This window comes from Pseudomonas sp. AO-1, assembly GCF_019775695.1.
Lineage (GTDB): Bacteria > Pseudomonadota > Gammaproteobacteria > Pseudomonadales > Pseudomonadaceae > Aquipseudomonas > Aquipseudomonas parakoreensis.
This window is the reverse complement of the sequence record NZ_CP079947.1, coordinates 2,652,473-2,674,024: the sequence shown is the minus strand read 5'-3', so window position 1 is coordinate 2,674,024 and position 21,552 is coordinate 2,652,473. Positions and strand designations below refer to the sequence as shown.

At 62.5% G+C, this 21,552-nt stretch carries 18 protein-coding genes; 9 read left to right on the top strand and 9 right to left on the bottom strand.

The window, feature by feature from the left end; all coding sequences use genetic code 11:
* Positions 1-151: 151 nt before the first annotated feature.
* From KVQ82_RS12465 to KVQ82_RS12455, 3 genes are all read right to left on the bottom strand, one after another.
* A complete protein-coding gene (locus KVQ82_RS12465; RefSeq protein ID WP_222019022.1) occupies positions 152-1,654 on the bottom strand; it encodes an aldehyde dehydrogenase family protein in 1,503 nt (500 codons plus the stop codon).
* 200 nt (positions 1,655-1,854) lie between these two features.
* Positions 1,855-2,763: a glutaminase B gene (gene glsB / locus KVQ82_RS12460; protein ID WP_027611723.1), complete on the bottom strand. Its 909-nt coding sequence runs from the start codon at positions 2,761-2,763 to the stop codon at positions 1,855-1,857.
* A gap of 177 nt (positions 2,764-2,940) precedes the next feature.
* Entirely contained in the window at positions 2,941-4,557 is a 1,617-nt protein-coding gene (locus KVQ82_RS12455) for a murein L,D-transpeptidase (protein WP_222019021.1), read from the bottom strand.
* Between the two features lie 150 nt (positions 4,558-4,707).
* Between KVQ82_RS12455 and KVQ82_RS12450 the strand changes: the two genes are divergently transcribed.
* Entirely contained in the window at positions 4,708-5,421 is a 714-nt protein-coding gene (locus tag KVQ82_RS12450) for a murein L,D-transpeptidase catalytic domain family protein (RefSeq protein WP_047293537.1), read from the top strand.
* Here the strand turns inward: KVQ82_RS12450 and KVQ82_RS12445 are convergent.
* Positions 5,369-6,757 (bottom strand): MFS transporter, encoded by a 1,389-nt coding sequence (locus KVQ82_RS12445; RefSeq protein WP_222019020.1) that lies wholly within the window; start codon positions 6,755-6,757, stop codon positions 5,369-5,371. The two genes, KVQ82_RS12450 and KVQ82_RS12445, sit on opposite strands and share 53 nt — an antisense overlap.
* A gap of 101 nt (positions 6,758-6,858) precedes the next feature.
* Here KVQ82_RS12445 and KVQ82_RS12440 point away from each other — a divergent pair, with 101 nt between their 5' ends.
* Positions 6,859-7,746, top strand: a complete 888-nt coding sequence (locus KVQ82_RS12440; protein WP_222019019.1) for a LysR family transcriptional regulator — start codon at positions 6,859-6,861, stop codon at positions 7,744-7,746.
* On the opposite strand, the gene KVQ82_RS12435 is transcribed toward KVQ82_RS12440, so the two are convergent.
* On the bottom strand, positions 7,743-8,363 hold the full coding sequence (locus KVQ82_RS12435; RefSeq protein ID WP_041073408.1) for a cell wall hydrolase: 621 nt from the start codon (positions 8,361-8,363) through the stop codon (positions 7,743-7,745). The two genes, KVQ82_RS12440 and KVQ82_RS12435, sit on opposite strands and share 4 nt — an antisense overlap.
* A gap of 199 nt (positions 8,364-8,562) precedes the next feature.
* On the opposite strand from KVQ82_RS12435, the gene KVQ82_RS12430 reads away from it, so the two are divergent.
* From KVQ82_RS12430 to KVQ82_RS12420, 3 genes are all read left to right on the top strand, one after another.
* Complete coding sequence (locus KVQ82_RS12430; RefSeq protein WP_222019018.1) at positions 8,563-9,414, top strand: CAP domain-containing protein; 852 nt, start codon at positions 8,563-8,565, stop codon at positions 9,412-9,414.
* 262 nt (positions 9,415-9,676) lie between these two features.
* A complete protein-coding gene (gene moaA / locus KVQ82_RS12425) occupies positions 9,677-10,675 on the top strand; it encodes a GTP 3',8-cyclase MoaA (protein WP_041073412.1) in 999 nt (332 codons plus the stop codon).
* A 35-nt stretch (positions 10,676-10,710) separates the two neighbouring features.
* Positions 10,711-11,610 carry a bestrophin family protein gene (locus KVQ82_RS12420; protein ID WP_041073414.1) on the top strand — a complete coding sequence of 300 codons (900 nt, stop codon included), beginning with the start codon at positions 10,711-10,713 and terminating at the stop codon, positions 11,608-11,610.
* A 177-nt stretch (positions 11,611-11,787) separates the two neighbouring features.
* Here KVQ82_RS12420 and glp read toward each other — a convergent pair whose 3' ends face one another.
* On the bottom strand, positions 11,788-12,993 hold the full coding sequence (glp, locus tag KVQ82_RS12415; RefSeq protein WP_222019383.1) for a gephyrin-like molybdotransferase Glp: 1,206 nt from the start codon (positions 12,991-12,993) through the stop codon (positions 11,788-11,790).
* Positions 12,990-13,529, bottom strand: a complete 540-nt coding sequence (moaB, locus tag KVQ82_RS12410) for a molybdenum cofactor biosynthesis protein B (protein ID WP_041073418.1) — start codon at positions 13,527-13,529, stop codon at positions 12,990-12,992. The genes glp and moaB overlap by 4 nt, the downstream gene beginning before the upstream one ends.
* Positions 13,530-13,813: 284 nt before the next feature.
* On the opposite strand from moaB, the gene KVQ82_RS12405 reads away from it, so the two are divergent.
* The 4 genes from KVQ82_RS12405 (at position 13,814) to KVQ82_RS12390 (ending at position 19,460) form a co-directional block, all read left to right on the top strand.
* Positions 13,814-14,707, top strand: a complete 894-nt coding sequence (locus KVQ82_RS12405) for a LysR family transcriptional regulator (RefSeq protein WP_222019017.1) — start codon at positions 13,814-13,816, stop codon at positions 14,705-14,707.
* A gap of 65 nt (positions 14,708-14,772) precedes the next feature.
* Complete coding sequence (chrA, locus tag KVQ82_RS12400; RefSeq protein ID WP_222019016.1) at positions 14,773-16,116, top strand: chromate efflux transporter; 1,344 nt, start codon at positions 14,773-14,775, stop codon at positions 16,114-16,116.
* Positions 16,117-16,664: 548 nt separating this feature from the next.
* Positions 16,665-18,029: a glutamine synthetase family protein gene (locus tag KVQ82_RS12395; protein WP_086792631.1), complete on the top strand. Its 1,365-nt coding sequence runs from the start codon at positions 16,665-16,667 to the stop codon at positions 18,027-18,029.
* A 147-nt stretch (positions 18,030-18,176) separates the two neighbouring features.
* The gene (locus tag KVQ82_RS12390; RefSeq protein WP_222019015.1) at positions 18,177-19,460 is read left to right on the top strand and encodes an FAD-binding oxidoreductase; all 1,284 of its coding nucleotides are present in this window, start codon (positions 18,177-18,179) and stop codon (positions 19,458-19,460) included.
* Between the two features lie 128 nt (positions 19,461-19,588).
* Here the strand turns inward: KVQ82_RS12390 and KVQ82_RS12385 are convergent, their stop codons facing one another.
* Both KVQ82_RS12385 and KVQ82_RS12380 read right to left on the bottom strand, forming a co-directional pair.
* Entirely contained in the window at positions 19,589-20,374 is a 786-nt protein-coding gene (locus KVQ82_RS12385; RefSeq protein ID WP_222019014.1) for a DeoR/GlpR family DNA-binding transcription regulator, read from the bottom strand.
* Between the two features lie 252 nt (positions 20,375-20,626).
* Entirely contained in the window at positions 20,627-21,520 is an 894-nt protein-coding gene (locus KVQ82_RS12380) for a LysR family transcriptional regulator (RefSeq protein WP_222019013.1), read from the bottom strand.
* Positions 21,521-21,552: the final 32 nt, after the last annotated feature.

Here is a 21,552-nt window from a genome sequence, read left to right as displayed (position 1 = left end):
AATCCGCTGAGGTGAAGAGGAACTTGTGGCGAGGGGATTTATCCCCGATGGACTGCGCAGCAGGCCCGATCTCTTGGGGCCGCTTCGCGCCCCATCGGGGATAAATCCCCTCACCACAGGGCCGGTGTGCATCAATCGGGATAAGGCGTTTTCAGCGTTTTACGCTGAGGTCGATCTGGGTCATACGGCTGCGCACTGTAAACACCCCATCCCCCGAAAGAATCGCACTGCGCGCAAACAGGCGCCCGCTCTCCCAGTTCGAAAGCCCCAGTTCCGGCTTGTTCAACGCGTACTGCCCATCGACCCAACGGGTAATCCCGTTGCCCACAAACGGCGCGTTCACCGCGTTGTAGAAGCGTTCCTGGGCCGCCGCATCCTCACTGATCAGCGACACCGTGAACTGCGGGCTGTAGCGATTGAACAGCGCGATCGCCTGATCGAGATCATCGACGATCATCAGACTGACTTCCGGGGTTTCTTCCCATTCCCACTCGCGACCCAAATCGGATTCCGCCAGCGCTTCGGCCAAGGCCTCGGTCTGATAACCCTCGGCGCGATAGACCTCGACCGTTGCGTTCTGCCACTCGGCCGGCAGGTAGCTTTCACTGCCCGCGACGATGTGCAGTTTGCAGCCCTGCCCGCGTGCTGTGCCCGCTTGTTTGAGCGCATCGAGGAACAGCGGCAGCAGTTCGATGGCGCGATCGCGTTGAATCAGGCAAACGTTCAGCGTGTTGCAGACTTTGCGATCCAGCGAGTTGCGCACCACGGCGGCAAAACGTGTGGCATCGGCGTGACGATCGGCTATCAGCCACGCGCCACCAGTGCCATGCAGGCTGACCGCCGTGCCCGCCTGCTGGGCGATGCTGCCCAATTGGCTGACGGCACGCCCCGAACCCCGGGCCACCGCCAGCGACAGACGCCGGTCGGCGAACATCGCCCAACCGGCGGCGTGATTGACGCTTTCCACCAGCGACACCGCCCCCGCCGGCAGACCGGCATCGGCCAGCGCCGGGTTCAGCGCGTGAGTGACGATCGCTTGCGCAGTGCCCAATGCATCGCTGCCGATGCGCAGCACCGCGGTGTTGCCGGTGCGCAGTACGCCGGCGGCATCGGCGAACACGTTCGGCCGTCCTTCAAACACGAATGCCACAATGCCCAACGGCGACACCACTTGCTCGACCTTCCAGCCATCGTGTTCGACGCTGCTGATGACCTTGCCGCGCGTGGCCGGCGCATCCCGCCAGGCGCGCAGACCGGCGATCATGTCACGGCGCATGCGCTCGTCGGCGAGCAGCCGGGTGGTGGAGCGGCCACGGGCCTTGGCGCGTTCGATGTCGGCCAGGTTCGCCGCTTCGATCAGGCTCCAGCATTCCGGGGTTTCCAGACGTTGGGCGAACAGATCGAAGAAACGACTGATGGCTTGGTCGGTCACCGCCGACAAGGCAGTGAAAGCCGCTTCAGCGCGTTCGATGGCCACCGCAGCGGCCTGTTGATCGACCACCGGAATCAGCAACAGCTCGCCACTCACCTGCTCGACCAAAAGGTGGTCACCCGGCTGAAACCGCGCCGCCAGTTCGGGGCTGACCACGGTCACGCGGTTACCAGCGAAAGGGATCGGCGTGCCGGCGACTAGACGTTCGAGCGCAAGAGACATGAAGCGGATTCACCATATGAGGGGCGGCCGGAAAATGTAGCGGATTCTGCGCTGAAACACACCTTCTACAAACAGCATCAAACCTGTGGGAGCTGGCTTGCCAGCGATGAGGCCGGCAAGCCCGGCATTGACGTTGCTGAACCACCGCTATCGCTGGCAAGCCAGCTCCCACAAAGTTTTGCAGTGTTTGAAAGATCGGGTCAGAAGACTGACCAGCCGATCCGCGAGCTGAGCATCTCCAGCGCCGCCATCCCCGCCAGCGAGTTGCCAGCAGCATTGAGTTCCGGCGACCACACGCACACGCTGAATTGCCCCGGCACCACCGCGACAATCCCGCCGCCGACCCCGCTCTTGCCCGGCAGGCCGACGCGATAGGCGAAATTGCCGGCCTCGTCGTACAAACCGCTGGTGGCCATGATCGAGTTGACCTGCTGAGTCTGGCGACGGGTGAGGATCTGTTCGCCGCTGTGCTTGCAGAACCCGTCGTTGGCGAGGAAGCAGAACGCCCGCGCCAAGTCGATACAGTTCATGCGCAACGCGCAGTGGCTGAAGTAGCTGCGCAATACCGCTTCGACGTCGTTGTGGAAGTTGCCGAACGATTGCATCAGGTACGCCATGGCCGCGTTGCGGGCGCGGTGCTGGTACTCGGATTCGGCGACCTTGCCGTCGACGATCACCTGTGGATTGCCCGACAGGCGCCGCACGAAGTCACGCATCGACAGGGCCGGCGCGGCGAATCGCGACTGGTTGATGTCGCAGATCACCAGCGCCCCGGCGTTGATGAACGGATTGCGCGGACGCCCGCGTTCGAACTCCAGCTGCACCAGCGAGTTGAACGGCTGGCCGGACGGCTCGTGACCCAGACGCTCCCAAATCGCCTCGCCGGAATGCTCGATGGCCTGCACCAGGCTGAACACCTTGGAAATACTCTGCACCGAGAACGGCGTCTCGGCATCGCCGGCGCAATACATTTCGCCGTCGTTGCCGTACACGGCGATGCCCAGTTGATTGGCCGGCACGGTGCCGAGGGCGGGAATGTAGTCAGCCACTTTGCCCTGCCCGATCAGGGGCCGGACAGCGTCAAGAATCTCGTTCAACAGCGCTTGCATGCCGGGTTCCGAAGTCTCGCCCCATGGGATTGCGGGGACACTGGGGCTAGACGCTGCGCAAGCTTGCGGAATCACACAAACCCTGTAGGAGCTGCCGCAGGCTGCGATCTTTTGATCTTGATTTTGAAAGGCAAAATTAAAAGATCGCAGCCTTCGGCAGCTCCTACAGGGGGGCGGTCAGTGTGCCCCGTCGAGGCCGGCGAGCAGCGCACTGTCGCGGCTGTAGATATCCGGCGCATAACGCACTTGCCCATCCTTGCCGACCTGCGCCGTCCAGTAAGTCATCAGGATCGGCACCGGGGCCGACAGGCGGAATTCGTGGGTGCTGCCGGTGGCGAGCAAAGTATCGGTGCGCGTACGTTCCGCCGGGGTCAACAGCAGGTCACGCAGTTGCATCGGGTGCTCGACCCGCACACAGCCCGAGCTGAAAGCGCGCGGGCCTTTGTCGAACAGGGCCTTGCTCGGCGTATCGTGCAGGTACACGGCGAACGGGTTGGGGAAGCGGATCACCAGTTGCCCCAGCGGATTCCGCGGCCCGGCCTCCTGGCGCAGCATGATGTTGCCGGGATTGTCCCAGTCGATATCCGCCGCAGCCAACGGCTGGCCATGGGCGTCGAGGACTTGCAGGTTCTGCCGGCTGAGGAAGGTCTGATCCTTGCGGATCGCCGGCAGTTTGTCTTCTTTCCAGATGGTCGGCGGCACGGTCCAGGTCGGGTTCAGGGTCAGGCGCGTGACCCGGGATTTGAGCAGCGGGGTCTGCCGTTCGGCGCGACCGACCTGGGTACGGGTCTGCCAGACCGGCACGCCGCCCTGATACAGGGTCAGTTCGGCGGCGGCGACGTTAACGAGCAAGCCATTGGGCTCCATGTCCTGCGCCAGCCAGCGGAAGCGTTCGAGGTTGACTCGCAACTGCTCGCGGCGCGTCAGCGGGCTGATGTTGAGCTCGGCAATCGTCCCCGGCCCGACTACCCCGTCGGCCTGCAATGAATGGTTGGCCTGAAAGCTCTTCACCGCTTCCACCAGCACACCCTCATAGGCATTGCCGGGCGTGCCGGTGACGTGGGTCAGATAGCCCTCGTTGAACAGCCGCTGGGCCAGTTCCGGCACGCTTTTGTCCTCCATCGCCGGGCGCAGCAGCGGGCCGTTGCCCACCGCCTGCCAGTGCGGCAAGGCCTGCAGCCGTTGGCTGGCGTAGAGATGACGCAGGCTTTGATACTGCGCCAGACGCGGACGCGCCAGATCGAACGCGGCTTTGATGTCGTGCAGGCCGGGGACGGCGATCGACAGCAATTCAGCCTGACGATCACGCGGGGTGTCATCGGCATGCCACAGCGGCTCGAAATGCGACTGCAACAGACGCCCGAAATGCAGGTCTTGCAGCGCTTGCAGATAAAAGCGGCTGATGTCGATATCGGCGCACAACTCGCCGTCCTGCGGCGGATTGACGGTCACCGGATAGCGCTTGGGATTGAGGCCATCGTCGGCCAACAGCTGCAACTGCGCGCGCAACGCTGGCAAACGCCCGGACTCACTGGCCCACACCGGCAGCCAGTCCTGCTGCTGGTAGAACGCTTGCAGTTGCGCCAGCGCCGGACCACTCAACTGTGCGGCAATCGCCGGGCATGCCTGAGGCAAACCGATCAGCACCGCTTGCAGCGGACTTTGTGGTTCGACCGGCATTTGCGCTGGCGGCGTCGGCAGGGTCTGCAACGGCGGCAAGGGTTCATCGGCACAAGCGACAAACGGCGCAGCGAGCAAACAAATGCTCAAGTAGCATGCGTACTTTTTGAACAACTGCTTTACTCCAATCCGTGGCCGTCTCATTGATGGTCAACCTTACATCAGGTGCGCTGAACAGTCAGGCTCGAAACAGGGGTCTGTCGGGTATGACTGGGAGTCAGGAGCCAAAGTGCCAAATAAGTAGCCAGTGAGGACACTGTATAAATGTTGACGTTTTTGCGCCGACTTCTGCTGACCAGCGCGACCCTCGTCGCCGTGAGCAGCCCAGCTTTCGCCGCCGGCAAGCCATCGCCGGTTCTCTTCACCAGCCTCGCGCACGCCGCGCCGGAACTCAATCCCCAAGCGCTCAAAGGCGCCTTGAACGCCATGCAATGCGCGGTCAACAATGGCGCGCGACCCTCACGCCATCTGGCGATCATCGATTACTCGCAACCCTCCACCGCCCGCCGACTGTGGATCTTCGACCTGAGCAGACAGAAACTGGTGCTGCGCGACCTGGTCGCCCATGGTTCGAATTCCGGGGAAAACTTCGCCACTCAGTTCTCCAATCGCGAAGGCAGTTACCAGTCCAGCCTCGGGCTGTTCCGCACCCAGGAAAGTTACGAGGGAACCCATGGTTATTCGCTGCGCATGGACGGTCTGGAGCCGGGCTTCAATGATCTGGCCCGCGACCGCGCCATCGTGATCCACGCCGCCGACTACGTGAATCCGCTGTGGAGCAAGCGTCAAGGCCGAATCGGTCGCAGCCAGGGTTGCCCGGCGGTGCGTCCGCAAGTGGCAAAGCAGGTGATCGACAAACTCAAGGACGGCCAGTTCATGTTCTCCTGGTACCCGGATCAGCGCTGGCTGAAGTCTTCGCCGTACCTCAACTGCCAGCCGCAACAGGTGGCGAGTATCTTGAGTAGCCACGCCAGCTGACGATCAGGGCCATGACCATCAACACCGCCGCAACCCCGAACGTACTGTGCAAGCCGCTGCCGATGACGTCGGCCGGGGCTTGCGTCGGGTTGCCAGTAGCGAAGGCAAACACCGCGCCCATGACCGCCGCACCGGTGATCAGTCCCAGATTGCGCGACAGCCCGAGCAAAGCCGACACTACGCCGCGCTGATCCTGACTGACCGTCGCCATCAACCCGGTATTGTTCGCCGCCTGAAACAACGCGTAACTGCTGGCAATCACCGCCATCGGCAACAGATACCCCGCCAGACCGAGACTCATCGGCAACAACGCCAACAAACTGCAACCACCGGCCAACCCGAACAACGCCCCCGGCACCACCCGCCGCGCACCGAAGCGATCCACCAGACGCCCCGCCGGCACCCCGCCGCACGCCGCCAGCAGCGGCCCGACCGACAATGCCAGGCCGACCACGGTGCTGCCCAGTCCCAGGCCCCGGCTCAGGTAAAACGGCCCGACCACCAGCGTGGTCATCATCACCGTCGTCACCAGCAACGTCAGCGCCAGGCTGCTGCTCAGCCGCACATCGTTGAAGAGAGACAAACGAATCAGCGGCGCTTTGGCTTTCATCTCGACCGCAATAAACAGCCCTGCTCCGCCTACGCTCGACAGCAGCAACACCAGGGTGAATCCATCCAGCGTCATCGCCAGCGCATAGGCCGCCAGCGTCAATACCAGCACTGCGCTGCCGAGATAATCAAACGCAACACCCGCCCGCAGCGGCCGATCGGCCGGCAGATAACGATAAACCAGCCACGCATTGAGCAGGCCCAAGGGCACGTTGAGGACAAAGATCGACGGCCAGCCGACATGCGCGATCAGCAGACCACCCAGTGACGGCCCGAGGCTGGTGCCGGTGGCCGACATCGTCGCGAGCAGGCCCATCGCACTGCCCGCCCGCGCTTTGGGCACCGCATCCGCCACCAGCGCCACGGTCAAGGCGAACATGATTGCCGCGCCCAGGCCTTGCACGGCCCGGGCGCCAATCAACCAGCCCAATCCCGGCGCCAGTGCGCAACACAACGACCCACTGGTAAAAATGCCAATGCCGATCAACAGCAATCGCCGCCGCCCGAACACATCGCCCAGACGTCCTACGCTGACAATCAACGTGGTGACCGCCAGCAGGTACGCCAGCACGATCCATTGCACCTGTTGAAACGTCGCATCGAACGCGGCGGCCAGGGTGGGTAATCCGGCGTTGGCGATGCTGGTGTCCAGTGACGGCATCAACATCGACAGCGCCAGACTGGTCAGCGCCCAGCGGGCTTGAGGGGGCAAGGGGGATCCGGGCATCGGGCGCTCCTGGTGAAGGTCAGACGGCATAGCCTGAGTCTCGACAAGGCAAGGCGCAAGACGCATGCTTTGCACTTGATACCTGCATGGAACGCCATGTCATGAGCGCACCGGACCTTAACCTGTTGATCACCCTTGACGTACTGCTGCGCGAAGGCAGCGTCGCCCGCGCCGCGCAAATTCTGCAGCTGAGCCCGTCGGCCATGAGCCGTGCGCTGGCCCGGCTGCGCGAGACCACCGGCGATCCGTTGCTGGTGCGCGCCGGACGTGGCCTGGTGCCGACCCCGCGCGCGCTGGAGTTGCGTGAGCGAGTCAGCACGCTGGTGCAGGAAGCCGAGGCCGCTTTGCGCCCCGCCGAGATTCTCGACCCCGGCCAGCTGCAGCGCACCTTCACCCTGCGCAACACCGACGGTTTTGTTGAAACCTTCGCCGCCGCCCTGCTCGCGCGCATCGCCGAAGAAGCACCCGGCGTGCGCCTGCGGTTTGTGCAGAAGGCCGACAAGGACAGCACCCTTCTACGCGAAGGCCGGGTGGATCTGGAGACCGGTGTGGTCGATGACAGCACCGACCCGGCGCTGCACAGCCGTATCCTGTTTGAGGATCACTGGATTGGTGTAGTCCGTGAGGGCCATCCGTTGAGTGCGGGCAAGCTCAGCAGCAAACGCTTCGCCGGCGGCCAGCACATTCTCATCTCACGTCGCGGGCGCAGCAGCGGCCCGGTGGACGAAGCGTTGCTGGCTGCGGGTCTGACGCGGGATATCGTTACTTCATTCGGCGGATTTTCGGCGGCGCTGACGCTGGTCCGCGAATCAGACCTGATCGCCACGGTTCCGGAGCGTCACACCAGCAAGCTGCGCATGGGCCTGCACAGCTTCGCCCTGCCCTTCAGAATGCCGCCGATCAGCGTGTCGATGCTCTGGCACCCGCGCATGGACGCCGACCCGGCGCACCGCTGGTTGCGCAATTGTGTGCGGGAAGTCTGCGTCTAACGCGCATCGCCGCCGGCCGGTTTATAGAACAGGAATTTGCCGACCGCGGCGGTCTTTTTGTACTCCTTGGCCCAGCTCGGGTGCACGTTGCGATCATGAAAGTACAACGCGCCACGGGTACGATCCGGCAACTGGCGGTTGAGTGCCTTGCCGGCGATGTCCTTGGCCAGGGTGTATTCGGCGTCTTCCTTGACCTGATCGGCCTTGCCATCGCACCACCAGGAAAACTGGCAGCTCTTGGTTTCAGAACCTTGTTTGACCACGGCACACACGGTGTCGGGGAAGCCGTCATGACCCAGGCGGTTCATCACCACGTTGGCCACGGCCTGCATTTCCGCAGTGTCGCGACCCTTGGCTTCCCAGTAGATACTGCGTGCCAGGCAGGTGATCGGATCGTCCAGCGGCGCGGTGCCGGCGGGGTCCACGGCTTGTACTTCAGTCGGTGTGATCGCTTCGGATTTGGGTGCCGGCGCCGCGCTGACTTTGTCAGCGGCTTTCTCTTCCAGCACCTGGGCTTTTTCTTCGGCCTTGGCCTTGATCGGGGCCTGATCGGTGGCCATCACCACACCAGCCATCAGGGTTACTGCGAAACAGCCAGCCAACCATTTCAATCCCATGTCAGTTCTTCCGGCAGCGCCCGTTCCGGGCAAGGTGTTTCGTGGGGGAGACGCCCGGTTCCCGGGGCCTTCGGAGAGTGTAGACGGCAAAGGCCGGCGTAACGTTCCGCAGAAAAACCGGCTCGATGAAGAAAAAAGACATTGCACGGACCGGGGGCCTTTCGCGCATCATGAGCGCATTCCGCTCAAGGAGATTTCCATGCGTTTCATGCCATCCGTTTTGCGCTTTGCCGCGCTGTCCTTTGGGCTGGCCGTGGCCGCCTCGGCCATGGCTGCCGACGAGTCGCAACTGATCGAGTCGATCAATGCCTACCGCAGCCAACCGCAGCGTTGCGGCAGCCAGGCGTCCAATGAACTGCCACCGCTGTCGGCCGACCCACGACTGAGACTGCCGGCGGCCGGCGCGGTAGATCTGCAACAAGCCATGGCCAGCGCCAGTTACCCGATGGTCAACGTGCAGGCGATCACCCTCAACGGCCCACGCGATGCGGCGTCGGCGATGAAGGCGATTCAGGAGAGCTTCTGTCAGGTGGTGCTGGATCCGCAGTTCGTCGATGTCGGCGTGAGCCGCGCCGATCGCGACTGGCGCATTGTGCTGGCACGTCCACTGCTGTCGGCAAAACTCGCGGATGCGCAGAGCGAAGGCCAGAAGTTGCTTGAACAACTCAACGCCGCCCGCGCCCAGCCACGTCAATGCGGCGGCCAGGCCTTTGCCGCCGCTGCGCCATTGGCCTGGAATGCGAGCCTGGGCAGCATCGCTCAGGATCACAGCCGCGACATGGCCAACAACAATTACTTCGACCACAAGGACCGTGACGGCCGCACCCCGGGCGACCGCGCCGAACTGGCCGGCTACAGTGGCCAGCTGGTCGGCGAAAACATCGCCGCCGGGCAAGACACTGTGCGCAAAGTCGTCGATGGCTGGCTCACCAGCCCCGGCCACTGCGCCAACCTGATGAACCCACAATACAAGGAACTCGGCGCCGCCTACGCGACCGACCCGAAAAGCAGCGCCGGCATTTACTGGACCGCGATGTTCGGCGCGCCATAACCCTGATTGATGGAACATCAGCGATCACAGCTGACAGTGGATGTGCTCTGACACCGGTGGCGACTGCACGGACGCCTTCACGAGCACGCCCACTGTGGGCGTTCAAACCCGGATCGTCGTCCCGCTGAACAATCCACTCATCATCGAGCGCATCAATCAGCCATTCACTAATAGTGATTGGACGCTTGCCAACGTTGCCCCTAACCTGCGTGCACTCCATTCCTTCCGCTCAATGCGGCTTCTCTACTCCTGTAAGGCTGTCATGTCAGAGCGTGTCTTGATCGATGGTTACAACCGCCGTGTCGACTATCTGCGCATGTCGGTTACCGACCGCTGCGACTTCCGCTGCGTGTATTGCATGGCCGAGGACATGCAGTTTCTGCCGCGCCAGCAAGTGCTGACGCTGGAGGAGATCTATCAACTGGCACAGAGCTTCGTGGCGCTGGGCACGCGCAAGATTCGCCTGACGGGTGGCGAGCCGCTGGTCCGTCCGGGCGTCGTCAAACTGTGCGAACAGATCGCCGCCCTGCCCGGCCTGCGTGAGCTGTGCATGACCACCAACGGCTCGCAACTGGACAAACTCGCCGCGCCGCTGTTCGACGCCGGGGTCAGGCGCCTGAACATCAGTCTCGACAGCCTCGACCCGGATCGCTTCAAGCAAATGACCCGCACCGGTGATCTGGCGCAGGTGATCAAGGGCATCGATGCGGCGCACAAGGCCGGTTTCACCCGAACCAAACTCAACGTGGTGGTGATGCAGGGCCGCAACGATCAGGAGATCAACGATCTGGTGAGCTTCGCCATCGACCGCCAGCTCGACGTCTCCTTCATCGAGGAAATGCCGCTGGGGATCATCAGCGAACACAGTCGCGCCGAGTCGTTTTTCTCCAGCGCTCAGGTGCGCGAGAAAATCGCCGAGCGCTACACCCTGATCGATTCCGCCGAGTCGACCCAAGGCCCGTCGCGCTACTGGCGCGTGGCCGAAGCACCGGACATTCGCCTGGGCTTTATCTCTCCGCACAGCCACAATTTCTGTGGCACCTGCAACCGCGTGCGGCTAACCGTCGAAGGACGTTTGCTACTGTGTCTGGGTAACGAGCATTCGGTGGACCTCAAAGCCGTGTTGCGTGCTCATCCGGGGCAACCGCAGCGGCTGGAGAAGGCCATTATCGAGGCGATGAAACTCAAGCCGTACCGGCACAATTTCGAAGTGAACGACGACGTTCAGGTCGTGCGCTTCATGAACATGACCGGCGGTTGAGCCGCCCTCACCCTGCGTAACCGGGATCGCCCAGCATGATCGTCAGACCCAAGGTCAACCAGTTCGCCATTCTCTTCACCCTCAAGGGCTCGATCGCCAAACGCATCGCCCTGCGCACGCTGATGGTCACCTTGCTGGCCTCCGCCATCGTGCTGATGGAAATGCTCCACCCGAGCAACTTCACCAAGGTCAACGCCACGCCGTTCACCTTGCTCGGGCTGTCGCTGTCGATTTTCATGAGTTTTCGCAACAACGCCTGCTACGACCGTTGGTATGAAGCGCGCAAGGCCTGGGGCGATGTGCTGGTGCACATTCGTTCGGTGATCCGCGAAACCCAGGTCATCCGCGAATCGGTGCAACGCAAGCCGTTGCTGCTCAATCTCTGCGGTTTTGCCCACTCGCTGAATGCGCGGTTGCGCCGGGAAAGCGAAGCGGCGGCCAGCCATGCGTGGATCACCCCGCCGCACGATGCACAGGTGCCAGACTACAGCGGGCGCATTCTGCAGCAGGTCGGCCAACAGTGCTCCGACCTGCACCAGAGCGGCGAACTGAGCGAGTGGCGCTACATGCTGCTGGCCAATCACCTGACCAGCCTGACCCAGGCGCAAGCGGTGTGCGAACGGATCAAGAACACCCCGCTGCCCTTCCCCTACACCCTGCTGCTGCACCGCACCATCTATCTGTTCTGCATCCTGTTGCCGTTCGCCATGGCCGAACCGCTGGGCTGGCTGACGCCGCTGTTTACCGCGATTGTCAGCTACACATTTTTTGGTCTGGACGCGATTGCCGATGAGCTGGAAGACCCGTTCGGTCGCGACGAAAACGACCTGGCGACCGACTCGCTGGTGCGCACCATTGAGCGCGATATTCTCAGCGAACTGGGTGAGACCGACCTGCCACCGATGTTGTTGCCGGTGGACTATGTGCTGAGCTGATCCTTCGTTTTCCAGACACCTCAAAACCCTGTGGGAGCTGGCTTGCCAGCGATGGCGGCGGGTCAGTCACTCTGATGTTGGCTGACACGGCCTCATCGCTGGCAAGCCAGCTCCCACAGATTTTGATAGTGTTGATACGTCTTCATAAGCCTTACAAAAAAGATCGCAGCCTTCGCTTTAAAAGAGTTCGCTGAAGGGAATGAAGCGCAGCGGATTGCCGATGCGGTGGGTGCTATGTTCCGGCACTTCCACCAGCCCATCGGCCCAGGTCGCACCGAGCAAAACGCCGGAGCTTTGATTCGGGTACAGCACTGCATTTCCCGCTTCCAACCGCACCCGCAGGTACTCTCGACGGCTGCCGGCCTTGCTCCAGTCGAACCCGGCATTCACCGTAAAGCTCAACGGCATGACCTCTTCCACGCCCTGAATGCGCAGCAGATATGGCCGCGCCAGCAGGCCGAAGGTCACCAGCGCCGAGGTCGGATTGCCCGGCAGACCGATCACGGGCACGTTGCCGAAATGCCCCACGGTCAGCGGCTTGCCCGGTTTGATCGCCAGTTTCCACAGCAGCGGCTTGCCGTCCTCGCGCAACACCTGCCCGAGGCAATCGGCATCACCGGCAGACACGCCACCCGTGGTCAGGATCAAGTCGGCCGCCACTTGCAGTTGTTCAAGCTTGAGCCGCGTCTGCGCCGGGCGATCCGGGAGGATTCCGGCGTCGATCACTTCGCAGCCCAGCTCGCGCAACCAATGACCAAGTAACACGCGGTTGCTGTTGTAGATGCTGCCGGGGCGCAGTGGCTGGCCCGGTTCGACCAGTTCGTCACCGGTCGACAGCAGCGCCACGCGCGGGCGTCGCACCACGTGCAACTGCGCCAACCCTTGCCCCGCGGCGACCGCCAGTTCGAACGGCCCGAGGCGTTTGCCGGCGCGCAGCAGAATGTCGCCGATGCGGTTTTCCTGGCCTTGCGCACGAATGTTCTGCCCCGCTTTCAGCGGCTGCAAGAAACGCACACGGCCGTCGTCCAGCACTTCGACGTTCTCCTGCATCTCGACGCAAGTGGCACCCAGCGGTACCTGTGCGCCGGTAAAGATCCGCGCACAGGTGCCGGGCAACAAAGCGTCCGGCGCCTGGCCGGCGTAAATCTTTTGCGACACCTTCAACGGCTGGCGATGCAGATCAGCCAGGTTCAACGCGTAACCGTCCATGGCACTGTTCGGCCACGGCGGCAGGTCGAGCGTCGCCACCAGATCACTGGCGAGCACCCGCCCGCGCGCCTCGTCGAGCGGCAGCATTTCGCTGTCGGCCAATCGTTGCTCATTGGCCATGCCGAGCAGTTGATCCAGAGCATCTTCGACCGGCATCAACGCCGCCTTGCTCATCCGCGTGGCCCGCAGGCATTCACTGATTTGAGGTGCGGCACGAAGTTGCACGGGCGATGGCGGTTGTCCAGTTGCTCGGCAAGAATGCCTTCCCACGCCGTGCGGCAGGCACCGGTCGAACCTGGCAGGCAGCACACCAGCGTGCCGTTGGACAGCCCGGCCAGCGCGCGGCTTTGCACGGTCGACGTGCCGATGTCGAGAATCGAAATGGCGCGGAACAACTCGCCAAACCCGTCGATCTGCTTGTCGAGCAGACAGGCCACCGCTTCCGGTGTGCTATCGCGCCCGGTGAAGCCAGTGCCGCCGGTAATCAGCACCACCTGAACGCTGTCGTCGGCAATCCAGTGGGCGACCTGGGCGCGGATCTTGTACAGATCATCCTTGAGCAGATTGCGTTCGCTCAACGTGTGACCGGCCTCCAGCAGACGGCTGACCAACAATTGCCCGGAGGTGTCGCTCGCATAATCGCGAGTATCGCTGACGGTCAGTACGGCAATGTTCAGGGGCACAAACAGGGCATCCGCTTTCGCACTCATGGGAATCTCCGGCAGTAGGCAATCAGATTGCCGAGCAGCCTAAGTGCCACTTGTGAGGACTGTCTAATCACTCTGACCTACTGCATTATCGATCTGCTCTATCGCTCCCGTTGACCTTGGCCAACGCCTTTGAAACCATGGGCGATAGAGCTGATCGATAGGCTTTTCAACGCTTCCGATTGGACGCGACCCGAGGCAAATGTGATTGTCGCGCCTCGCGTTTTCCATGCGCGGCGCGCCTCTGCGTCAACAGCCCATTCAAATTTCAACGAGCAGGTGCTTTCGTGGACATCAAACAACTCAAGTTCCTGATCGCGCTGGACGAAACCCGACACTTCGGCCAGGCCGCCGCCCGCTGCCACATTACCCAGCCGACCCTGTCGATGCGTCTGCGCAATCTGGAAGATGAGCTGGATCTGGTGCTGGTCAATCGCGGCCAGCGCTTTGAAGGGTTTACCGAGGCCGGCGAACGAGTGCTGGCCTGGGCCCGCACGCTGCTGGCCGCGCATGACGGCCTGTTTGCCGAAGCCGCAGCGTGCCGCGGGCAACTGGTCGGCAGCCTGCGCCTGGGCCTGGTGCCGTTGAGCAACTTCAACCCGATCAATTACATCCAGAGCTTGTCCGGCACGTATCCCGAGCTGAAATTCAGTCTGTCGTCGGGGAGTTCCGACGAGATCATCGCCGAGCTTGGCAACAATCAACTGGACTTGGGCGTGTGCTACCTCGATCACGTCAACTCTAACTATTTCGATTTTTTCGAGATTGGCGAAACCCGCGTCGGGCTGCTTTACGACAACCGCCACTTCCATTTCGAAGGCTCGGACATCAGCTGGGAAGACGCCGCCGAACTGCCGCTGGGGATGATCACCACCGGCATGCATTACCGCAAATCCATCGACCTGAGTTTCCGCAGTCGCGGCCTCAATCCGCAGCCGATCCTGGAAAGCGATTCGACCTATCAGCTGTTGCAGGCCATTCATCAGGGCTTCTGTTGCTCGATCATGCCGCTGGACAGCGGGCTGGAAGAGCCGATCGAACACCTGTCGTTCATGCAATTGCCGGATGCCAGTGTGCTGGCACCGCTGGGGCTGGTGATGCGCAAGACCGAACCGCGTTCGGCGATTGCCGAGAAGTGCTTCGCCGAGGCGCGCAAGTTGTTTGGAAAGGGTCAAGCCTGACACCACACTTGAACAAAAAACTGCTTAGATAGCGGCTTCGACCACATCCACCGCAGGCGCCGCGCTTGAACACCTCACCCGAAGATTTGCCAAGACCCGCTCCCGTAACGCTGCGCCAGGCCTGGCGCTTCTGGCTCAAGCTCGGCTGCATCGGGTTCGGCGGCCCGGCCGGGCAGATCGCGATCATGCATCAGGAACTGGTCGAGCGCCGGCGCTGGATCTCCGAGCGACGGTTTCTGCACGCGCTCAACTACTGCATGTTGCTGCCCGGCCCCGAGGCCCAGCAACTGGCAACCTACATTGGCTGGCTGTTGCATCGCACCTGGGGCGGGGTGATCGCCGGGGCGCTGTTCGTATTGCCGTCACTGTTTATTCTGATTGCGCTGTCGTGGCTGTACATCGCCTTCGGCGACGTGCCGGTGGTCGCCGGAATCTTCTACGGGATCAAACCGGCGGTGACCGCGATTGTCTTGCACGCGGCGCACCGTATCGGCTCGCGGGCGCTGAAAAACAGTTGGTTGTGGGCGATCGCCGGGGCTTCATTCGTGGCGATTTTTGCCTTCAATCTGCCGTTCCCTCTGATTGTGCTCGGCGCGGCATTGCTCGGCTATTTTGGTGGACGCCTGGCGCCGCAGCGCTTCAACAATGGCGGGCAGCGCGGCAGTGCCAAATCCTTCGGCCCGGCGCTGATCGATGACGACACGCCAACACCCGACCATGCGCGATTCAGCCTGTCAAAGTTGTGGCGCCTGCTGTTGATCGGCGCAGCGTTATGGTGTTTGCCGATGGGCCTGCTGACCGCGCTGTTCGGCTGGGACGGCACCTTCACGCAAATGGGCTGGTTCTTCACCAAAGCCGCACTGCTGACCTTCGGTGGCGCTTACGCGGTGTTGCCGTATGTCTATCAAGGCGCGGTCGGGCACTACGGCTGGCTGACGCCGACGCAGATGATCGACGGCCTCGCCCTCGGCGAAACCACACCCGGCCCGCTGATCATGGTGGTGGCGTTTGTCGGTTTCATCGGCGGTTATGTGCAACCGGCGTTCGGTGCGGAACATGCATTCGCCGCCGGTGCACTGGCGGCGACGCTGGTGACTTGGTTCACCTTCCTGCCCTCGTTCCTGTTCATTCTCGCCGGCGGGCCGCTGGTGGAATCAACGCACAACGAACTGAAGTTCACCGCACCGTTGACCGCGATCACCGCGGCGGTGGTCGGGGTGATTCTCAACCTGGCGTGTTTCTTCGCTTATCACGTGTTCTGGCCGAGCGGTTTCGCCGGGCATCCGGATCTGTTTTCGATCGGGCTGGCGCTGCTGGCGGCGTTGGCGCTGTTCATTTTCAAACGCGGGGTGATCGAAGTGTTGATCGTTTGCGCCCTTGCCGGGCTGGGCTTTCACCTGATGCGCTGAACGTCGTCCAACGGTGCCGGGGCGCAATCAGCGGTTTACAGGCCCGCAGATTGCCCCTTACTATCCGGGCACACCGGTCGGCGGGTCTGTCCCGCCACCGACGCTTTCCGCCAACGGAAACACGCGTTATGAGTACGTCACCACAACAACCAGAAAGGTTGAACGTCTCCGCTGTGTGCGCCCTCTGTCACAGGGGCCGCGCATGAATCGCATCGTCAATCTCCCCATGGCCCTGCGCCGTTCCAAGCTGCGTCACTCCGCACGCCCGCCGGATATCGCCTGCTGATTCCGACAGTCAGAAAAGATCCATTGTGGTGAGGGGATTCATCCCCGATGGACTGCGCAGCAGTCCGTATCTTTTTGGCCCGCTACGCGCGCCGTCGGGGATAAATCCCCTCACCACAGGTTCAGTGTCACTTCCGACTGCCGGGCATTAGCGAAATATTTTTTTCTTTTTGATATCCCTGCCAGGACACCCACGCCTATTTACCGCGTCGTGTCCGGCCCGATTCTGCGCGCCTGCGCGGCGCCATCGTGAGTGATTGACCATGAAATTCGCAGCCATCGAAGACGCACACCTGTTCCTCGAACAGAACCCCGATATCGACATGATCGAGCTGTTCATCCTCGACGCCAACGGCGTGCCACGCGGCAAGTTGTTGCACCGTGAAGAACTGCTTGCCGTGTACCAGAGCGGTCGCCCGCTACCCAGCACCATCCTCGGCCTGACCGTGCAGGGCGAAGACGTGGAAAACTCCGGGCTGGTGTGGGACGTCGGCGACATCGACTGCCGCGCCTACCCGCTCGAAGGCAGTCTGGTGCGCCTGCCGTGGCGACAGATTCCCACCGCGGCGGTGCAGGTCAGCATGCACCCGACCGAGGGAATGCCAGCGAGCATCGCCGACCCGCGTCATCTGCTGATCAAGGTCATCGACGGCCTCAAGGCCGAGGGTTATCACCCGGTGATGGCGTGCGAACTGGAGTTCTATCTGCTCGACGCCAAACGCGATCACAACGGCCGTCCGCAACCGGCGCTGGATGCCGATGGCGGCCGACCGCGACACACTCAGGTCTACGGTTTGCGCGAACTGGAGCAGATCGAACCGTTCCTCGCCGACCTCTACAGCGCCTGCAAACTGCACGGCATTCCGGCGCGCACGGCGATCTCGGAATATGCGCCAGGCCAGGTGGAAATCACCCTCGAACATGGCGACGCACTGGTCGCGATGGATCAGGCGGTGCGCTACAAACGTTTGGTCAAAGCGGTGGCGCACAAGCACGGCATGCAGGCGACGTTCATGGCCAAGCCGTTCGATGATCTGGCCGGCACCGGCATGCACATGCACGTCAGCCTCGCCGATGGCGAAGGACGCAACCTGTTCGCCGCCGAGGATCCGGCCGGCACCCCGCTGCTGCGCACGGCGATTGGCGGCATGCTCGCCTCGCTGCTCGATACGCTGCTGCTGTTCTGCCCCAACGCCAACTCCTACCGCCGGTTCCAGGCCAACAGCTACGCGCCATTGGCGCCGACCTGGGGCGTCGACAACCGCACTGTCAGCCTGCGCGTACCGGGCGGTCCGGCCAACACCCGGCATATCGAACATCGCATCTGCGGCGCCGATGCCAACCCGTATCTGGCGGCGGCAGCGATCCTTGCCGGGATCCATCGCGGGATTCGTGAAAACCTCGATCCGGGTGCGCCGGTCGAGGGCAACGGCTACGCGCAAGCCAAGGAACTGCTGCCGACCGATTGGCTGACGTCGCTCCAGGCGCTGGAAAATTCTGCGTGGGCGCGGGATGCCCTGGGCCAGGAATTTCTTGGCGTGTACCTGGCGGTGAAGCGTGCCGAATACCGGCAGTTCATGGCCGAGGTGGGTGAGCAGGATTGGCGTTGGTACCTGACCGAAGCCTGACATACACCCTGAATCCTGTGGGAGCTGGCTTGCCAGCGATGGGGCCGGCACATTCAGCATCTCTGGTGACTGATACGCCGCTATCGCTGGCAAGCCAGCTCCCACAGGGTCCTCGAATTGACTCCCGAATTTTGTGTGGACACCAACATGACCCAACGCTGCAATTCCTACTACACCGCCACCCTTCAACAGGACACCGACTACCCGACCCTGCAAGGCCGACATCAAGTCGATGTGGTGATCATCGGCGGCGGTTTCACCGGCGTCGCCACCGCCGTCGAACTCGCCGAAAAAGGCCTGAAAGTTGCCATCGTCGAGAGCCACAAGATCGGCTGGGGCGCCACCGGGCGCAATGGCGGACAAGTCACCGGCAGCCTCTCCGGCGACGGCGCGATGCGCAAACAGATGCGCCCGAAACTCGGTGATGAAGTTGACGATTTCATCTGGCACCTGCGCTGGCGCGGACATGAAATCATCCGGCAGCGTGTGGCGAAATACGGCATCCAGTGCGACCTCAAGCACGGTCATCTGCACGCGGCTTACAAGCCGAGCCACATGGACGGTTTGCGCAATGATTACGAGGAAGCCGTGCGTCGTGGCCTCGGCGACGAGGTCAGCCTGCTCGACCGCAGTCAGGTGCGCGACCTGCTGCAAAGCGACCTCTACCACGGCGCGATCAAGAACACCCGCAATATGCACCTGCACCCGCTCAACCTGTGCATTGGCGAAGCACGGGCGGCGGAAAGTCTCGGCGCCTTGATCTTCGAGAACAGTGAAGTGCTGGAGATCATTCACGGCAAGAGCCCGGGCGTACGCACCGCCCACGGCCAGATCGACGCCAATCAGGTGATGCTCGCCGGCGACGTTTATCACAAGCTCGAACCGGGCCAGCTCAAGGGCAAGATTTTCCCGGCCATGGGCGGCATCGTCACCACCGCGCCGCTGGGTGATCTGGCGCGGCAGATCAACCCCGAAGACCTCGCGGTGTACGACTGCCGTTTCGTCCTCGACTACTACCGCCTCACGGCCGACGGGCGCCTGCTGTTCGGTGGCGGCGCCAACTACAGCGGCAAGGATTCACGAGACATCGCCGCCGAGCTGCGCCCGTGCATCGAGCAGACCTTCCCGGCGCTCAAAGGGGTGCAGATCGACTATCAGTGGAGCTGCGCGATGGGCATCGTGATCAACCGCATCCCGCAACTGGGCAAGCTCTCGGACAACGTCTGGTATTGCCAGGGCTACTCGGGACACGGCATCGCGACGACGCACATCATGGGCGAAATCATGAGCCGCGCGATCACCGGGCAGATGGAGCAGTTCGACACGTTTGCGCAGTGCCAGCACATTCGGGTGCCGATGGGGGATTTGCTGGGCAATCCGTTGCTGGCGGCGGGGATGTGGTATTACCAGATGCTTGAAAAGTTGCGTTGATCGCACTGGCCCCATCGCTGGCAAGCCAGCTCCCACAGTGTCCGTGTCGTACTCAACATTATGTACACCACCAAAACCTGTGGGAGCTGGCTTGCCAGCGATGAGGCCATCAGCCTCAGCACAAAACCTCATTCCGGCAACTGCTCCACCACAATCCCCAACCGCCGATAATCCTCGACACTGCCCGACGTCACATGTCGCTCGGTAATCAGCGTATGCAGGCGAGTACAAGGCGCCACCACAAACGGCTCCACCGCCCCGAGCTTGTCCGCCGTGGTCACCGCAATCACCCGCGTCGCGCTGTCGAGCAGCGCCTGTTTCACCGGCACTTCATCGAAGTGCAGCGAGGTGATGCCCACTTCCGGATGAATCGCGCAGACGCCGGTAAAGGCCAGGTCCGCCTTGATCCCGGTCAGCATGCGCACCGCCTCGTGCCCACCGGCCGCCATCGTGCGCGGGTTCAGTTGCCCTCCGGCGAGAATCACTTTCACGCCCTTGTACTCAGACAACGCAATGGCCGTCATTGGCGCTGCGGTTACCGCGGTGATCTGGATATCCGCCCGCAGCGAACGCGCCACCTGCAACGCGGTCGAGCCGGAATCGAACAGCACAATCTGCCCGTCCTCGACCTCTCGCGCCGCCCGTTGCGCCAACTGCACTTTGACCTCATCGGTCTCATCCAGCCGGGTGAAGTAATCCTTGCCGCTGTCCTTGGGCCTTGGCAGCGCCCCGCCGTGCACACGCTGCACCAGTCCGGCGTTGTCCAGTTCGGCGAGGTCGCGGCGGATGGTGTCTTCGGACACGGCGAAATGCTGGCTCAACTCGGAGGCCATGACCTTGCCGTCGCGCTCGAGGATCAGGAGGATTTTCTGCCGGCGCAGGGAGGGCAGTTCGGTGACCGAATGATCGTGCATGGTTTTGCCTGTTTGTGCTTGTAGTTGCAGGTTTTGCCGAGACTAGCGAAAGCCTCGGGCAAACACAAACCGGCGGGTATCAATTGTTTCGATCATTGGAATCAACAGGCCGAATTTTTTCTTTGCATGGCGCCTGTTCAGAATGGCCTCACTTTAAAAAGGCTCAGGATGAACAGCTGATGAATCTCAATTTTGCGTTTGCGTGCATGATCGTGGTGTCTTTTGCGATTGCCCTGGGCCACGCCTGACACGTCACACCGACGTCGCCAGATGCTCGCGAAGCCATTTGTGCGCCGGATCGCGGTGCGCGCGCTCGCCCCAGAACATCGCCATTTCGTAGCCTGGCACCTGCAGCGGTGCGTCCACCACCTGCAATGCCGGGTTGCCGCGCACCAGCCGTGACGGCAGCATCGCCACCAGATTGGTACTGGCGAGCACCGACATCACCATCAGAAAATGCGGCACCGACAGCACCACTTTGCGCGCCAGACCGACCTCGGCCAGCGCCTTGTCGGTGACCCCGAAAAAGCCCCCGCCCTCGCGCGACACCATCACGTGCTCCAGCGCGCAGAACTGTTCGCGAGTCGGCTTACGCTTCAACCCCGGATGCCCGACGCGACCGGCCAACACGTAATGCTCGGTGAACAGCACCCGTTGATGCAGATCCAGCGGCGCCTCTTCGGTGATGTGCAGCGCCAGGTCAAACACGCCCTGCTCCGCCTGCCTGGCCAACTGTGCCGGCACCAGATCGAGCACCGCCAGCCGCGTGCCCGGCGCCTGAAGGCGCAAACCGCTGAGGGCTGGCAGCACCACCGTCGACTCGCCGTAATCGGTCGCCGCGACTTTCCAGATGTGGCGGGCCTGCGCCGGATCGAACGCGCTGGCCGGCGCCACCGCGCGTTCCAGTGCTTCCAGCGCCTCGCGCAACGGCTCGCGCAGTTCATCGGCCCGCGCCGTCGGGCGCATGCCCCGTGGTCCGGGCAGCAACAGCGGGTCGCCGAAAATCTCACGCAGCTTGGCCAGGTGCACACTGACCGACGGCTGCGACAGGCTCAACCGCTCTGCGGCGCGGGTTACGTTGTGTTCTGCCAACAACACGTCTAGGGTCAACAGCAAGTTGATATCCAGACGTCGTAAATTATTCATGGCTATACCTGACATATCAGACATTCATTTCC